This is a genomic window from Shinella kummerowiae (genome assembly GCF_009827055.1).
In the GTDB taxonomy this organism is placed as follows: domain Bacteria; phylum Pseudomonadota; class Alphaproteobacteria; order Rhizobiales; family Rhizobiaceae; genus Shinella; species Shinella kummerowiae.
This window is the reverse complement of the sequence record NZ_WUMK01000004.1, coordinates 68,347-83,384: the sequence shown is the minus strand read 5'-3', so window position 1 is coordinate 83,384 and position 15,038 is coordinate 68,347. Positions and strand designations below refer to the sequence as shown.

At 62.7% G+C, this 15,038-nt stretch carries 15 protein-coding genes; 2 read left to right on the top strand and 13 right to left on the bottom strand.

Features of this window, described 5'->3' with window-relative positions; translation table 11 throughout:
* Positions 1-92 precede the first annotated feature (92 nt).
* The 3 genes from ntrC to dusB are packed head-to-tail and all read right to left on the bottom strand — an operon-like array spanning position 93 to position 3,717.
* Positions 93-1,547, bottom strand: coding sequence for a nitrogen regulation protein NR(I) (gene ntrC, locus GR138_RS11270; RefSeq protein WP_160859362.1), 1,455 nt, complete (start codon positions 1,545-1,547; stop codon positions 93-95).
* Positions 1,547-2,695, bottom strand: coding sequence for a two-component system sensor histidine kinase NtrB (locus GR138_RS11265; RefSeq protein WP_160859361.1), 1,149 nt, complete (start codon positions 2,693-2,695; stop codon positions 1,547-1,549). The genes ntrC and GR138_RS11265 overlap by 1 nt, the downstream gene beginning before the upstream one ends.
* Complete coding sequence (gene dusB / locus GR138_RS11260) at positions 2,692-3,717, bottom strand: tRNA dihydrouridine synthase DusB (RefSeq protein WP_160859360.1); 1,026 nt, start codon at positions 3,715-3,717, stop codon at positions 2,692-2,694. The genes GR138_RS11265 and dusB overlap by 4 nt, the downstream gene beginning before the upstream one ends.
* Positions 3,718-3,863: 146 nt before the next feature.
* Here dusB and GR138_RS11255 point away from each other — a divergent pair, with 146 nt between their 5' ends.
* Both GR138_RS11255 and GR138_RS11250 read left to right on the top strand, forming a co-directional pair.
* Positions 3,864-5,075 carry a bifunctional 2-C-methyl-D-erythritol 4-phosphate cytidylyltransferase/2-C-methyl-D-erythritol 2,4-cyclodiphosphate synthase gene (locus GR138_RS11255; RefSeq protein WP_160859359.1) on the top strand — a complete coding sequence of 404 codons (1,212 nt, stop codon included), beginning with the start codon at positions 3,864-3,866 and terminating at the stop codon, positions 5,073-5,075.
* Positions 5,076-5,077: 2 nt separating this feature from the next.
* Positions 5,078-5,572, top strand: a complete 495-nt coding sequence (locus GR138_RS11250; protein WP_338091087.1) for a CinA family protein — start codon at positions 5,078-5,080, stop codon at positions 5,570-5,572.
* Here GR138_RS11250 and GR138_RS11245 read toward each other — a convergent pair.
* The 10 genes from GR138_RS11245 to GR138_RS11200 all read right to left on the bottom strand — a co-directional run bounded on the left by GR138_RS11245 (position 5,569) and on the right by GR138_RS11200 (position 15,004).
* Positions 5,569-6,378, bottom strand: a complete 810-nt coding sequence (locus GR138_RS11245) for a hypothetical protein (RefSeq protein ID WP_160859357.1) — start codon at positions 6,376-6,378, stop codon at positions 5,569-5,571. The two genes, GR138_RS11250 and GR138_RS11245, sit on opposite strands and share 4 nt — an antisense overlap.
* 31 nt (positions 6,379-6,409) lie before the next feature.
* Positions 6,410-6,862 (bottom strand): type II toxin-antitoxin system RatA family toxin, encoded by a 453-nt coding sequence (locus GR138_RS11240; protein ID WP_160859356.1) that lies wholly within the window; start codon positions 6,860-6,862, stop codon positions 6,410-6,412.
* 9 nt (positions 6,863-6,871) lie between these two features.
* Positions 6,872-7,438 carry a P-loop NTPase family protein gene (locus GR138_RS11235; RefSeq protein ID WP_160859355.1) on the bottom strand — a complete coding sequence of 189 codons (567 nt, stop codon included), beginning with the start codon at positions 7,436-7,438 and terminating at the stop codon, positions 6,872-6,874.
* A 71-nt stretch (positions 7,439-7,509) separates the two neighbouring features.
* On the bottom strand, positions 7,510-8,517 hold the full coding sequence (gene lipA / locus GR138_RS11230) for a lipoyl synthase (protein WP_338091074.1): 1,008 nt from the start codon (positions 8,515-8,517) through the stop codon (positions 7,510-7,512).
* Between the two features lie 62 nt (positions 8,518-8,579).
* Positions 8,580-10,025 (bottom strand): dihydrolipoyl dehydrogenase, encoded by a 1,446-nt coding sequence (lpdA, locus tag GR138_RS11225; RefSeq protein WP_160859353.1) that lies wholly within the window; start codon positions 10,023-10,025, stop codon positions 8,580-8,582.
* 59 nt (positions 10,026-10,084) lie between these two features.
* Entirely contained in the window at positions 10,085-10,726 is a 642-nt protein-coding gene (locus tag GR138_RS11220) for an SGNH/GDSL hydrolase family protein (protein WP_160859352.1), read from the bottom strand.
* A gap of 16 nt (positions 10,727-10,742) precedes the next feature.
* A complete protein-coding gene (locus GR138_RS11215) occupies positions 10,743-12,080 on the bottom strand; it encodes a pyruvate dehydrogenase complex dihydrolipoamide acetyltransferase (RefSeq protein WP_160859351.1) in 1,338 nt (445 codons plus the stop codon).
* A gap of 15 nt (positions 12,081-12,095) precedes the next feature.
* Positions 12,096-13,481 carry a pyruvate dehydrogenase complex E1 component subunit beta gene (locus tag GR138_RS11210; protein WP_160859350.1) on the bottom strand — a complete coding sequence of 462 codons (1,386 nt, stop codon included), beginning with the start codon at positions 13,479-13,481 and terminating at the stop codon, positions 12,096-12,098.
* Positions 13,482-13,499: 18 nt separating this feature from the next.
* Complete coding sequence (gene pdhA, locus GR138_RS11205; protein WP_160859349.1) at positions 13,500-14,546, bottom strand: pyruvate dehydrogenase (acetyl-transferring) E1 component subunit alpha; 1,047 nt, start codon at positions 14,544-14,546, stop codon at positions 13,500-13,502.
* Between the two features lie 149 nt (positions 14,547-14,695).
* Positions 14,696-15,004: an FtsB family cell division protein gene (locus GR138_RS11200; protein WP_160859348.1), complete on the bottom strand. Its 309-nt coding sequence runs from the start codon at positions 15,002-15,004 to the stop codon at positions 14,696-14,698.
* Between the last annotated feature and the right edge of the window lie 34 nt (positions 15,005-15,038).

Genomic DNA, 15,038 nt, shown 5'->3' with positions numbered 1-15,038 from the left:
CGATCAGGCACGCGAACCTATTCGGCCGCAAACCCCTCTGTTACCCTCAAGCAACAGATTGTGGCCAAAATGCAACGCCCCTTGCCGTTAAGTCAAGCGGAACGGGAACTTCTGTACACGGACACACCCAGTTCGCGAATTTTCTTGCGCAGCGTGTTGCGGTTGAGGCCAAGCAGGTCGGCGGCCTTGATCTGGTTGCCGCGTGTCGCCGTCAGAGCGGCCAGAATCAGTGGATACTCCACCTCCGCCAAGATGCGGTCGTAGAGACCGGCCGGCGGCAGGCCGTCACCGAAGCTGGCAAAATACTGCCGCATGTTTTCCTCCACAGCCTGCGAAATCGACAGCGAGCCCGTGCGCGCCACCGTCTTCTCGATCGGGCTGTCGGGAATGTCGGCGCGCAACTCCGTCTCGATGATCTCGCGACTGATGACGTCCTGCGGATAGAGCGCGGTGAGTCGGCGCACCACATTTTCCAGTTCGCGCACATTGCCCGGCCAGGGATGCGCCTTCATCAGTTCCAGCGCCTCCTGATCGAAGCGCTTGGCGTCGAGCCCTTCCTTTTCCGCCTGCTGCACGAAATGGCGCACAAGATCAGGAATGTCTTCCGCCCGGTCGCGCAGCGGCGGCAGGCGGAGCGGCACGACGTTCAGGCGGTAGTATAGGTCCTCACGAAACAGGCCCTGGTTGATCGACTGCTTGAGATCCTTGTTGGTCGCGGCCACGATGCGCACATCCGTGCGGATCGGCGTGCGACCACCGACCGTCGTATATTCGCCCTGCTGAAGCACGCGCAGCAGGCGGGTCTGCGCATCCATCGGCATATCGCCGATCTCGTCGAGGAAGAGCGTGCCGCCCTCGGCCTGCTCGAAACGGCCGGTCGAACGGTTCTGCGCGCCGGTGAACGCGCCCTTCTCGTGGCCGAACAGTTCCGATTCGATGAGGTCGCGCGGGATCGCCGCCATGTTGATGGCAACGAAGGGACCGTTTCGGCGCTTGCCGTAGTCATGTAGCGCGCGCGCGACGAGTTCCTTGCCCGTGCCTGATTCGCCCGTGATCATTAGCGTCAGGTCCGTCTGCATCAGGCGGGCGAGCACGCGGTAGATTTCCTGCATCGCCGCCGAGCGGCCGACAAGCGGCATACCGTCCTGCGTGTCGTCGTCGAGACGCGCAGGCTTGCGCTTCGGCTCTGACAGCGCCCGGCCGATGATGGCGATGAGTTCCGTCAGGTCGAAGGGCTTCGGGAGATAATCGTAGGCGCCCTTCTCCGACGCCTTGATCGCCGTCATGAAGGTGTTTTGCGCACTCATCACCAGCACCGGCAGTTCGGGGCGGGCTTTCTTGATACGCGGCAGCAGGTCGAAGGCATTTTCGTCCGGCATCACGACATCGGTTACCACGATGTCGCCCTCGCCGGCGGAAATCCAGCGCCACAGGGTCGCTGCGTTGGAGGTGATGCGTACGTCATATCCCGCACGGCTGAGAGCCTGGTTGAGCACCGTGCGGATCGCGGCATCGTCATCGGCAACGAGGACTGTGGCGCCTGTCATCAGATATGTCCTTTGGTCTTGGAAAAGTCGTCGTCTTCACTGGCGCCGCGGGAGGCCGGCATCAGCACACGGAAGGTGGTACGGGAGCCCTGGCTGTCGCATTCGACAATGCCGCCATGGCCACCGATGATCTTTGCGACCAACGCCAGACCGAGACCGGAGCCATTGGTCTTGGTCGTGATGAAGGGGTCGAACAGGTGCGGCACGAGATCCGCCGGCACGCCCGGGCCGTTGTCGTGTACGCAGAATTCCAGCGGCAGCGAGATCTTTTCACGCGTGCCGGCCACCGAAAGCCGGATGCCGGGCCGATAGGCGGTCGTCAGCTGGATTTCCCCATCCGGCCGGTTGCCGATGGCTTCGGCCGCATTCTTGATGAGGTTGAGAAAAACCTGAACGAGCTGGTCGCGGTTGGCATAAACCGGCGGCAGCGAGGGATCGTAAAGCTCGGTGATCTTGATATCCCGCCCGAACCCCGCCTTGGCGACGGCCTTCACATGGTCGAGCACCGAATGAATGTTGAGCGGCACGCGGTCGATCGGCCGCTCGTCGGAAAACACTTCCATCCGGTCGACCAGCGAGACGATGCGGTCCGTCTCATCGCAGATGAGCCGGGTCAGCGCCCGGTCCTCGTCGAGGACGGAGGTTTCGAGCAGTTGCGCTGCGCCGCGGATGCCGGAAAGTGGGTTTTTGATCTCATGCGCCAGCATGGAGGCGAGCCCCGTCACCGATCGTGCGGCGGCGCGATGGGTGAGCTGGCGGTCGATCTTGTCCGCCATCGAACGCTCCTGGATGACGACCACCACCGAGCCCGGCTCGGTCGTCACCGGCGCCACATAGATATCGACAAGCTTCTCGGCGCCGAGACGCGGCGAACTGAGGTCCACCCGATACTCGCTGACCGGCGCCTTGCGCTCGCGCACCTGGTCGATCAGCGTCAACAGCGGGCTGCCGAAGGGTATGACGGCGGAAACCTTGTGCCGGGCGAGATGGTTGGCGCTCGCCCCGAAGAAGGATTCGGCCTCCCAATTGGCAAAGGCGATGAACCCGTCGACATCGACGAGGATGACAGGGTTCTGGATGGCGTTAAGCACGGCGAGGGCAAGGTCCGGCGCTTTGCCGGCATTCTGGTCAGCGGCCTTGTCCGTCATGCAGCCTCTCCAATCCGGGCCGTGTCGGCGCCCAGAATGGCGGCTGCGAGCCGGTCCGCCACGAAGGCGCTGTCGCGCGCCGTCATGATCCCGGCCTTGTCCGGCCCCGTCAGGCCGGGTGCAAAACGCTCCAGATACCAGCCGACATGTTTTCGTGCATGGCGCAGGCCCGCCTCCACGCCGTAGAAATCGAGCATCATGCGATAGTGCTCGACCGCAACCGCGGCGACCTCTTCCGCAGAAGGATGCACTGAGGCTCCCGCCATCACGGCCGGATGCCAAGGCCGCCCCTGCGCCGAACGGCCGACCATCACGGCATCGGCCCCCGAGCGGCGCAGGATATCCAATGCATCATCCGCCGTGTCTACGTCGCCATTGGCCACGAGCGGGATAGTGAGCACGTCGCGCACCGCGCGAATCGCATCCCAATCGGCTCGGCCCTCGTAGAATTGCATGCGCGTGCGCCCATGCACCGTGATCATCGCGGCACCAGCCGCCTCGGCGCGGGCCGCAATATGCGGTGCATTGAGCGAATCGTGATCCCAGCCAAGCCGCATTTTCACCGTCACCGGCACCTTGACCGCGTTGACGGTCGCCTCGATCAGGCCGAGCGCATGATCGGGATCGCGCATCAACGCGGAACCGGAATAGCCGCCGATCACCTTCTTGGCGGGGCAGCCCATATTGATGTCGATGATATCGGCGCCCTCGCCTTCCGCGATCTTCGCCGCCTCCGCCATCCAGTGCGCCTCGCGGCCGGCAAGCTGCACCATATGCGGCCGGATGCCGCAATTGCGGATGCGCGACCAGCTTTCGCGCGCATTCAGCGCGAGTTCCCGGCTGGCCACCATCTCGGTCACCACCAGCCCTGCGCCAAAACGCCAGGCGAGATCGCGGAACGGCAGGTCCGTCACACCGGACATCGGCGCGAGAACCACCCGGTTGCGAAGGGTCTGGCCACCGACCGCAAGCGGCGCTGACAGGGCGGGGATCGTCAAATGCTCATCTTTCAAGCAGGTCATGTCTCTGCACTATTTTTAGCCATTGTTATCGTTCTTGCCAAGTCGCAATCACATCGCCCGGCAATTTTCCCACGGACGCTGGAATTGCGGCATCCTTCCGGCTAAACCACCTCAAAACGCTTTGAAACGGGAGGTACGAGACCGAAATGCAGGCGGAAAACACGCTATCCTGCGCTGTGGTGATCGTTGCCGCCGGGCGCGGCGAACGGGCCGGCAGCCATGCCGAAGGCCCCAAGCAGTACCGCCGCATCGGCGGAAGGCCGGTCATCTCCCATACGCTCGATCTCTTTGTCAATTGGCAGCCGGCCCGGCGTATCGTGGTCGTGATACATCCCGATGACGAAGCGCTGTTCGAAACCGCCCGCGCAGAGGCCCTACCCGCCGGCGATCGCCTCACCGTCGTGCATGGAGGCCCGACACGCCAGCAATCGGTGCTCGCCGGCCTCGAGGCCCTCGCCGATCACGACATCACCCACGTCCTGATCCAGGATGCCGTGCGCCCGTTCGTCGAGCCCGCCATTCTCGAACGCACGCTGGCCGCCTTCCATCACGGCGCGCGGGCCGTCCTTCCGGCCGTCGCCGTCGCCGACACGCTGAAGCGGGCGGACGCCAACGGCAATGTTGCGGAAACCGTGTCGCGCTCCGGCCTCTTCGCAGCGCAGACGCCGCAATCCTTCCATTTCGCCACAATCCTCGACGCCCATCGTCGCGCGGCCGCCTCCGGGCGCACGGATTTCACCGACGATGCCTCGATTGCCGAATGGACCGGCGTGCGCGTGCATCTCGTCGAAGGCAGCGCCGGTAACGTCAAGCTTACATTGCAGAAGGATATCGCCATGGCCGACCAGCGCCTCGCCCACGGCTTGCCGGATGTTCGCACCGGCAACGGCTATGATGTACACCAGCTCGTCGAAGGTGACGGCGTGACGCTCTGCGGCCTGTTCATTGCGCACGACCAGAAGCTTTCCGGCCATTCCGACGCCGATGTCGCCCTGCACGCGCTGACGGACGCCCTGCTCGCCACCTGTGGCGCCGGCGATATCGGCGACCATTTTCCGCCTTCGGACATGCAATGGAAGGGCGCGGCTTCACGCATCTTCCTCGAACACGCGGCAGACATCGTGCGCAAGAATGGCGGCACGATCATGAATGCCGACGTGTCGCTGATCGCCGAGGCGCCGAAGATCGGCCCGCATCGCGAAGAGATGCGCCGCAACCTCTCGGAATTCCTCGGCATTTCGCTCGATCGCTGCTCGGTCAAGGCGACGACCAACGAAAAGATCGGCTTCATCGGCCGCCGCGAAGGCATCGCCGCGATTGCCACCGCGACTGTCGTCTACAAGGGAAACGACGCATGAGCATCTGGCCCAAGGATATCGAAGACGCCGCCCACGCCATTGTTGTCGAGTTTGCTGGGAAGAAGCTGCTGATCGCCACCGCCGAATCCTGCACGGCCGGCCTCATCGCCGGGGCGATCACCGAAATCGCCGGCTCCTCCGTCGTCTTCGACCGCGGTTTCGTCACCTATTCCAACGAGGCCAAGCGCGAAATGATCGGCGTCGCCAATGCGACGCTGAAGGCCCATGGCGCCGTCTCGCGCCCGACCGCGCTGGAAATGGCGCAGGGCGCCATCGGCAATTCGGGCGCCAATATTTCGATTGCAGTCACCGGCATTGCCGGTCCGGGCGGTGGCACGGAGGAGAAACCGGTCGGCCTCGTCCACCTCGCCGCCGCGCGCACAGGTTACGAGACGCTGCATCGGGAAATGCGTTACGGCGACATCGGCCGCAGCGCCGTCAGGCTCGCGACTGTGCGCACAGCACTGGAAATGCTGATCGAGATATCGCAGAATTAATTCGGGCAGAGCGAATAGATGTTCATGGCGAAATTCGCCTCGTAGAGCGCCGTATCCCCCCAGAAAGCCTGGCCCGCAGGAAAATTCTTCGCGAGGAACGCATCGACAAGCGCCCTCTGCTTTTCGGCGAGCGCCTTGTATTCAGGTGTCTTGCGTTTTTCGCTCACACATTTCGTGAAATCCGGAATGGGACTTGTCCGTTCCACGAAGAGCGCCTCGAAATCGCTGGAACTCAATGCCTTACCGGTCTCGAGGGCAGCGATCTTGCGGGCCGCCGGTGCGGGCAACACGATATCGAACGTCTCGACATGGAAAAAATCACCGAGCCGCCGGTCCTCGTCGCCAAGTTCAGCCCCCTCGACGGTATAGGCTTTGCCGACAAGCTTGTAGCCGCTCACCTCGAAGGCCAAACGCGCCGTGACCTTCACTTTCAGCGCCTTCTCGCGCTCCGACTTCTGGTCCTGGAAGAGCGGAGGCTGCAGCGTCTCCGTGTCCACGATGCGCATCTCGCCGCCGACGTCGATCGCCGCCGGATCGGAGGAATAGGCATGGCGCGCGTTGTAAAAGGCCAACATCTCCGCTTCGTGGGTGGGGAAGAAGGCGCGATCCAGATAAACCGGATTTCGGGGCAAGCCGTCCTCTCTGCCCTGGATTGTCATCTTCACATCCGGCCCGATGCGATAACTTCCGGCGAGCGGCCGGTTCTGTTCGTCGAGAAGAAGAATGTAGTCTCCCGGCGCTTCCTGCGCGGCCGCAGGCGTGCAGATGAAGGCGATCAGGGCAAAGGGAGCGAACCGGGTGACCATGCTCCGGTAACGGGCGAGCGGGCTGAAAAATTCAGGCTGCGGGATATATCGCGTCGGCGCGCTTTTCAAACGCCTCGGTGAACATGCGGAAGGCACGATCGAACATCGAGCCCATCAGAGCGCCGAGAATGCGGCTCTTGAACTCGTAGTCGATGAAGAAATGCACCGAACAGCCGCCGCCCGGCAGCGTTTCGAAGCGCCAGCGGTTGTCGAGATAGCGGAACGGCCCGTCGATATATTTGACGTCGATTGCCCGCTCGGCGCGGTTGAGCAGCACCTGCGTGCTAAAGGTCTCGCGGATCGCCTTGTAGCCGACCGTCATGTCCGCAACGAGCAGTTCCTTGCCGTCCCTCTCCTTGCGCGAGCGTATCACGAGCGCCTCGCAAAGCGGCAGGAACTCCGGATAGCGCTCGACATCGGCGATGAGGTCGAACATCTGTTCGGGTGTATGAGGAACCGGGCGGCGGGTTTCGAACTGTGGCATGGCCGAGAGCTAATAAACCTCGCCGATCCTTGCAAGTAGCTGCCGGTTCTCAGCCTTGGATTTCAACACGCAAACCGGCACATCCGGGCCATATGCCGCAAGCTTCTCCTCGATTTCCGGACTCTCCGTCTTTTCGAAGTTCCAGATATAGGTGAGGAATTCAAGGCTCAACCGCTCCGGGCAGCCATCAGCCATCTCGGGCCGCGATCGCCCGCGGAACTTCAGCCAGCGGGATACCACCCCATAAAGCGACGTCCAGCGCGGCGGGCGAAGCCAAAGAATGACGTGCGTGCGCGGCAGACGCAGCTCAAGTGTGCCGGGGCTGGTACCGTCGATGACCCAGCGCTCTCCCACCACGATATCGCGCATGCGCGCCAAAGCCTCCGCACGCGGCCGCACCGTCCAACCCGGCAGCCAGAAGATTTCGCGATCCATGGAGACATAAGGCAGGCCGAGCCGACGCCCGAGCCCTTGCGCCAGCGTGCTCTTGCCGCTCCCAGAGCAGCCTATCACCAGCACCCGCTCCGCCGCCTTCAGCCGCTCGGCCGCGTCATCGATCGTGATTGAAGACGTCATGTCCAACTCCCGAAACGAAAACCCCGCCGTCGGGCAGGACAGCGGGGCTTAAAGGACGGGGGCGGAAATGTCTATTCCGCAGCGACCTGGAGCTTGCGCTCGCGCGCAGCCTTCAACCGGGCGAAATCATCGCCGGCATGGTGCGAGGAACGCGTCAGCGGGCTCGACGAGACCATGAGGAAGCCCTTGCTGTAGGCGACGGTCTCGTAGGACTTGAACTCGTCCGGCGTGACGAAGCTCATGACGGCATGGTGCTTGCGGGTCGGCTGGAGATATTGGCCGATCGTCAGGAAATCCACGTCGGCGGTACGCAGGTCGTCCATCAACTGGAGCACTTCGTTACGCTCCTCGCCAAGCCCCACCATGATGCCAGACTTGGTGAACATGGTCGGGTCCAGTTCCTTCACGCGCTGCAAGAGGCGGACGGAGTGGAAGTAGCGCGCACCCGGACGAACCGTGAGATAATTGCCCGGCACGGTCTCCATGTTGTGGTTGAAGACGTCGGGCTTGGCGGCGACGACACGCTCCAGTGCACCCGGCTTCTTCAGGAAGTCGGGCGTCAGGATTTCGATCGTCGTCAGCGGAGAGGCCGCGCGGATCGCCCAGATCACCTTCTCGAAGTGTTCCGCGCCGCCATCGGCGAGATCGTCACGGTCCACCGAGGTGATGACGACGTGGCTGAGGCCCATCTGTTTGACGGCCTTGGCGACGTTTTCCGGCTCCGCCATGTCGAGCGCATTCGGCTTGCCGGTCGCCACATTGCAGAAGGCGCAGGCGCGGGTACAGATCTCGCCCATGATCATGAAGGTCGCGTGCTTCTTGTCCCAGCACTCGCCGATATTCGGGCAGCCCGCTTCCTCGCACACCGTCACCAGCTTGTGGGAGCGCACGATGTCACGCGTTTCCTGGTAGCCCTTGGAGACCGGCGCCTTGACGCGGATCCATTCCGGCTTGCGCAGCACTTCCGTGTCCGGCCGCTTGGCCTTTTCCGGGTGGCGCACCCGCTTGACGTCGGGCGAAAGGTTGGTGCGGTCGAGAATGGTGACCATGTCGTTTCCACTTTCCTGGCAGGCGCGCACGGCCTGTCCTGCGGACCCTGAAAGAGTGAGCCCGCCTCATGTGGAGGCGGGCTTTAGCACGTTCAAGCGTTCAACGCACGCCCATAGGCATCCAGCACGCTTTCCTTCAGCGTTTCGGAAATCGTCGGATGCGGGAAGATCGTGTGCATCAGCTCTTCCTCGGTCGTCTCGAGGTTCATGGCGATGACGAAGCCCTGGATGAGTTCGGTGACTTCTGCGCCAACGAGATGGGCGCCGAGCAGTTCGCCGGTCTTCTTGTCGAAGATCGTCTTGACGAGACCCTGATCCTCGCCGAGCGCGATCGCCTTGCCGTTCGCCACGAACGGGAAGCGGCCGACGCGGATATCGCGGCCCTGTTCCTTGGCCTTGGCTTCCGTGAGGCCGACCGAGGCGACCTGCGGGTGGCAATAGGTGCAACCCGGGATCTTCGACTTGTCCATCGGATGCACGTTCGGCAGGCCCGCGATCTTCTCGATGCAGATCACGGCCTCATGCTCGGCCTTGTGGGCCAGCATCGGCGGGCCGGCGACGTCGCCGATGGCGTAGATGCCCGGCACGTTGGTCTTGCCGTAGCCGTCGATGGCGATGAAGCCGCGGTCGGTCTTCACACCGAGCGCCTCGAGGCCGATATTCTCGACATTCGCCTGTACGCCAACGGCAGAGATCATACGGTCGGCGGTGATCTTCTCGACCTTGCCGTCCTTCATCTCGACATGCGCGGTGATCGAGTTCGCGCCCTTCTCCACCTTGGTGACCTTGGCCTCCAGATGGATCTTCATGCCCTGCTTCTCGAACTGCTTCTTGGCGAGCGCGGAAATCTCCGCATCCTCGACCGGCATCACCGTCTTCATCACCTCGACAACCGTCACATCGACGCCGAGCGTGCGATAAAACGAGGCGAATTCAATGCCGATGGCGCCCGAGCCCATGACGAGCAGCGACTTCGGCATTTCTTCCGGCTTCATTGCCTCGAAATAGGTCCAGATCAGCTTGCCATCCGGCTCGATGCCGGGCAGCGCACGCGGACGGGCACCGGTCGCGATCACGATGTTCTTGGCCGTATAGGTGCCTTCCGGCAGAACGGTCTTCGGCAGCGGTGCCTGCGGCTGCTGGATCGCCTTCACCGTCTTGGTGACGACGATCTCGCCCGGCTTGGTGATCTTCGCCTCGCCCCAGATGATGTCGACCTTGTTCTTCTTCATCAGGAAGCCGACGCCGCCGTTCATGCGCTGGGCAATGCCACGCGAGCGGGCGACGATCGCCTTCAGGTCCGGCGTCACCGAGCCTTCGATCTTGATGCCGTAGTCACCCGGATGCTGCGCGTAGTGAAAAATCTCGGCCGAGCGCAACAGCGCCTTGGTCGGGATACAACCCCAGTTGGAGCAGATGCCGGCGAGATGTTCGCGCTCGACGATGGCCGTCTTCAGGCCCAACTGGGCGGCGCGGATCGCGGCGATGTAGCCGCCCGGACCCGAACCGATAACGATGACGTCGTAAGTCTGAGCCATGTCGTTTCCTGCCTTTTTCCTGGCGAGTGCGCGAACTGCTGCTACCGCCTGTTGTCTTTTTACAATCCGAGCATCATGCGCACGACGGGCTCGATCCCGCGGCCAATCGCCCGTGTATTCTCAGCATCGAGATGCACGCCGTCGAGCGGCGTCGTCCTGGCAACCGATCCTGCGTCGAAGAAGCCGCAGCCGGTTTCATCCGCGAGATCCGCATAGAGCGTCGCCAGCATGGCCGATTGCTCGACACCGCCGGCAAACATCGCCGCAAATGCGGTGTTCGCCGTCTCGCAGATCTGGGGCGGCGAGGCGATGAGGATTTCCGGCCCCTCCTGGCCGCCGAACGACCAGGCATGGTGACGCACAAGTCCCACCAACCGCTCCATGCCCTGTGCCGCACCGAATGCCGTCCCGCAGATCGTCGGCTTCATGTCGTTGGCACCAAGCAGAAGGATCACAAGGTCGATCGGATCATGGCTGTGCAGGATGGTCGGCAGGATGCGCGCGCCGTTGCGATCGCAATCCGCCAGATGGTCGTCATAGGCGGTGGTGCGGCCATTCAGGCCCTCTGCGATGACGGTGACATCCGGTCCCAGAGCCTTGGCGAGCACGCTCGGCCAGCGATCCTCGAAAGCATGCCGGTCGAGCGTTTCCGCACTGTAGCCCCAGGTCAGGCTGTCGCCGTAGCAGAGAACCGTCTTCATGGCCGCACCCCGCGTATCAGACGAGCATCCCCATCGGGCTTTCGATGTAGCGCTTGAAGGCACCGAGCAGCTCGGCGCCGAGCGCACCGTCGACGGCGCGGTGGTCGGTGGAGAGCGTGACCGTCATCGCGTTGACGATGACCATCTGGCCCTTCTTGACCACGACCCGCTCCGTGCCCGCGCCGACCGCGAGGATCGTCGCATGCGGCGGGTTGACGACGGCGGCGAAGTTCGAGACGCCCATCATGCCCATGTTGGAGACCGCAGTCGTGCCGCCCTGATATTCTTCGGGCTTCAGCTTGCGTTCCTTGGCGCGCTTGCCGAGGTCCTTCATCTCGTTGGAGATGGCCGACAGGCTCTTCAGCTCCGCCTTGCGAATGATCGGCGTGATCAGGCCGCCCGGGATAGACACGGCAACACCGACATCGGCATGTTTGTGCTTGACCATGTTGGTGTCGGTCCAGGAGACGTTGGCATCCGGCACGTCACGCAGAGCAAGCGCCATGGCCTTGATCACCATGTCGTTGACCGAAAGCTTGTAGGCCGGCTTGTCGTCCCTGCGGGGTGCAGAATCGTTGATCTGCGCGCGCAGCGCCAGAAGCGCATCGAGCTCGACATCGACCGAGACGTAGAAGTGCGGGATCGTCTGTTTGGATTCCTGCAGGCGCTTGGCAATGGTCTTGCGCATGCCGTCATGCGGCACGAGTTCGTAGGAACCCTGCTCGAACAGCTTGAGCACGGCTTCTTCCGACATGCCCTTGGGGGCTGCGGCCGGGGCGGCCGACGCAGCAGCAGCCGGGGCTGCGGCAGCGGCAGACTTGGCACCGCCGGAGGAGACGGCCTTTTCAACGTCGCTCTTCACCACGCGACCATGCGGGCCGGAACCCGAAACCGCCGAAATGTCGACGCCGGCTTCCTTGGCGATACGGCGTGCGAGCGGCGAGGAGAACACGCGGTTGCCGTCCTTGGCCGGAGCCGGACCGGCAGATGCGGTTACAGCCGGAGCCGGTGCGGCAGCAGCCGGCTTTTCCGCTTCCTTCGGCGCCTCGGCGGGCTTTGCTTCCGCCTTCGGAGCGGAACCGCCGCCAGCAGCGGCAGCGCCCACGTCTTCACCATCCGCGGCGAGGATGGCGATCAGGCTGTTGACCTTCACGCCTTCCGTCCCGGCCGGCACGACGATCTTGGCGACAACGCCCTCGTCGACGGCTTCGACTTCCATCGTTGCCTTGTCGGTCTCGATCTCGGCGATGACGTCACCGGATTTCACGGTGTCACCTTCCTTGACCAGCCACTTGGCGAGGTTGCCCTCTTCCATGGTGGGTGACAGGGCGGGCATCGTAATGTTGATCGGCATCTCTCCGCCCTCCCGTTACTTGTAGCAGACGGTTTTGACCGCCTGGACGACTTCGCCGACATTCGGCAGCGCCAGCTTTTCGAGGTTTGCGGCATAGGGCATCGGAACGTCCTTGCCGGCGATCGTCAGGATCGGCGCATCGAGGTAATCGAAGGCCTGCTGCATGACGCGGGTCGCAATCTCGGTGCCGACGGAGGACTGCGGATAGCCTTCCTCGACGACCACGAGGCGGCCGGTCTTCTTGACCGATTCGATGATGGTCGGCAGGTCCATCGGACGGATGGTGCGAAGGTCGATCAGTTCGACATCGATGCCGTCCTTCTCAAGTTCCGCTATCGCCTTCAGCGCATAGGTCATGCCGATGCCGAAGGAAACGACGGTGACGTCATTGCCCTTCTTGTGGATGCGCGCCTTGCCGATCGGCAACACAAAATCATCCATCTTCGGCACTTCGAAGCTCTGGCCGTAGAGGATTTCGTTTTCGAGGAAGATGACCGGGTTCGGGTCACGGATGGCAGCCTTCAGCAGGCCCTTCGCATCGGCAGCCGTGTAGGGCATGACGACCTTGAGGCCCGGAATGTGGCTGTACCAGGCGGCATAGCACTGCGAGTGCTGGGCCGCGACGCGGGCAGCCGCACCATTCGGGCCGCGGAAGACGATCGGCGCGCCCATCTGGCCACCGGACATATAGAGCGTCTTGGCGGCAGAGTTGATGATCTGGTCGATCGCCTGCATGGCGAAGTTGAAGGTCATGAACTCGACGATGGGCTTCAGGCCCGTCATGGCCGCACCGACGCCGACGCCGGCAAAACCGTGTTCGGTGATCGGCGTGTCGATGACGCGGCGATCACCGAATTCCTGCAACAGGCCCTGGGTGATCTTGTAGGCACCCTGATATTCGGCGACTTCCTCGCCCATGACGAAGACGTCCTCGTCGCGGCGCATTTCTTCCGCCATGGCGTCGCGCAGCGCTTCGCGCACCGTCGTCATCACCATTTCGGTACCGGCCGGGATATCCGGATCGGCGGCGACTTCGCCCTTCGGCTGGGCCGGAACGGACGCGGCGGCGGGTGCCGGCTCGGCGGCCTTGGGTGCTTCGGCTTCAGCCGGCTTTTCAGCGGCGGCGGCTTTCGGCGCGACGGCTGCATCGGCGCTTTCGCCGTCCTGCAGCAGCACGGCAATCGCCGTGTTGACCTTGACGCCTTCGGTGCCGGCGGCAATCAGGATCTTGCCGATCACGCCTTCATCAACGGCTTCGACTTCCATCGTCGCCTTGTCGGTTTCGATTTCGGCGATCACGTCGCCGGACTTGACGGTGTCACCCTCGTTCTTGACCCATTTGGAGAGCGTACCCTCTTCCATGGTCGGAGACAGGGCGGGCATGAGAATTTCGATAGGCATTGTTCGTCCCTCCCCGGATTACAGCAGGATGTCGGTGTAGAGTTCGGATGCATCCGGCTCCGGATCGGCCTGGGCGAAATCGGCGCTGTCGGCAACGATGTCACGGACCTCCTTGTCGATCTGCTTGAGATCGTCCTCGCTTGCCCACTTGTTTTCCAGAAGACGGGCGCGCACCTGCTCGATCGGGTCGTGCTCGGAACGCATCTTCTGCACTTCGTCCTTCGAGCGATACTTCGCCGGGTCGGACATGGAGTGGCCGCGGTAGCGGTAGGTCTGCATCTCGAGGATGACCGGACCCTTGCCCGCACGGCAGTGCGCGACAGCGTCGTCCGCAGCAGCCTTCACCGCACGCACATCCATGCCATCCACCTGGAAACCGGGGATGTTGAAGGAGGCGCCGCGATGCGAGAAGTCGGTCTGGGCGGAGGCGCGCGAAACGGATGTGCCCATGGCGTAGCGGTTGTTCTCGATCACGTAGACGACCGGCAGCTTCCAGAGCGCTGCCATGTTGAAGCTCTCGTAGACCTGGCCCTGGTTGGCCGCGCCGTCACCGAAATAGGCAAGCGAGACATTGTCGTTGCCGCGGTAGCGGTTGGCGAAGGCGAGACCGGTACCGAGCGAGACCTGCCCGCCGACGATGCCGTGACCGCCGTAAAAATTCTTTTCCTTGGAGAACATGTGCATGGAGCCGCCCTTGCCCTTGGAAAGGCCGCCGCGACGTCCGGTCAGTTCGGCCATCACACCACGTGGGCTCATGCCGCAAGCGAGCATGTGGCCATGGTCGCGATAACCGGTGATGACCTGGTCACCCTCCTTCAGCGCCGCCTGCATGCCGACGACGACAGCTTCCTGGCCGATGTAGAGGTGACAGAAGCCGCCGATGAATCCCATGCCGTAAAGCTGGCCGGCCTTCTCCTCGAAACGCCGGATCAGCAGCATCTCGCGATAGGCTTTGAGATCGTCTTCCTTGGAGAATTCGGCGATGGTGCCGCCGGTGAAGTCTTTTTTGACAGGCTTTGCCGCGGTCTTGCGGCTGGACGTGGACGCGGTTTTACGCGGAGCCATGCGTTCCTCCCTATGTTTGCCTCTTGGAGAAAACCATAGGGGAGAAAGTCCGTCGCAGCAATGCTATAAATGCATGGCTTATATTCTTCGTAAGCCCATGATTAGTAAGGGAGATTTACGATTAACCAGATTTCAGTTAATCCAGTTTTTCAGTGGAAAATGACGATTTCGTCAGCACGTGACATGTTGAGATATGAGCGCGCTTTCTCGTCCAGCATGTCGCGTTCAAGCGAGCCGTCGCTCATCAACGCCACTTCTTTTTCCAGGATTTGGCGCTGCCGCACGAGCACATCGACGCGCGCCTGACGCTCCACCCGCTGCCGTTCGAATTCCTCCATCCCCCTGAGACCGAACTCGCCATGCACGGAATGATAGCCGAAGTAGGAAAGGAATGCGACCGTAATCACCGGCAGTGTCAGCCGGCCGAATTTCCGCTTTTTATGATGTTTGGTCCACATGCAGGTGCCCCGATACGCAATACAGATTTTACAC

Excerpts from the sequence above, each read along its gene's own strand:
- GR138_RS11220 (WP_160859352.1), bottom strand. The coding sequence starts at position 10,726 with ATGAAGACGGTTCTCTGCTACGGCGACAGCCTGACCTGGGGCTACAGT.
- pdhA (WP_160859349.1), bottom strand. The coding sequence starts at position 14,546 with ATGGCTCCGCGTAAAACCGCGTCCACGTCCAGCCGCAAGACCGCGGCA.
- GR138_RS11210 (WP_160859350.1), bottom strand. The coding sequence starts at position 13,481 with ATGCCTATCGAAATTCTCATGCCCGCCCTGTCTCCGACCATGGAAGAG.
- GR138_RS11255 (WP_160859359.1), top strand. The coding sequence starts at position 3,864 with ATGCAGGCGGAAAACACGCTATCCTGCGCTGTGGTGATCGTTGCCGCC.
- lpdA (WP_160859353.1), bottom strand. The coding sequence starts at position 10,025 with ATGGCTCAGACTTACGACGTCATCGTTATCGGTTCGGGTCCGGGCGGC.
- GR138_RS11265 (WP_160859361.1), bottom strand. The coding sequence starts at position 2,695 with ATGACGGACAAGGCCGCTGACCAGAATGCCGGCAAAGCGCCGGACCTT.
- GR138_RS11240 (WP_160859356.1), bottom strand. The coding sequence starts at position 6,862 with ATGCCACAGTTCGAAACCCGCCGCCCGGTTCCTCATACACCCGAACAG.
- GR138_RS11245 (WP_160859357.1), bottom strand. The coding sequence starts at position 6,378 with ATGGTCACCCGGTTCGCTCCCTTTGCCCTGATCGCCTTCATCTGCACG.
- ntrC (WP_160859362.1), bottom strand. The coding sequence starts at position 1,547 with ATGACAGGCGCCACAGTCCTCGTTGCCGATGACGATGCCGCGATCCGC.
- GR138_RS11200 (WP_160859348.1), bottom strand. The coding sequence starts at position 15,004 with ATGTGGACCAAACATCATAAAAAGCGGAAATTCGGCCGGCTGACACTG.
- GR138_RS11215 (WP_160859351.1), bottom strand. The coding sequence starts at position 12,080 with ATGCCGATCAACATTACGATGCCCGCCCTGTCACCCACCATGGAAGAG.
- GR138_RS11235 (WP_160859355.1), bottom strand. The coding sequence starts at position 7,438 with ATGACGTCTTCAATCACGATCGATGACGCGGCCGAGCGGCTGAAGGCG.
- dusB (WP_160859360.1), bottom strand. The coding sequence starts at position 3,717 with ATGACCTGCTTGAAAGATGAGCATTTGACGATCCCCGCCCTGTCAGCG.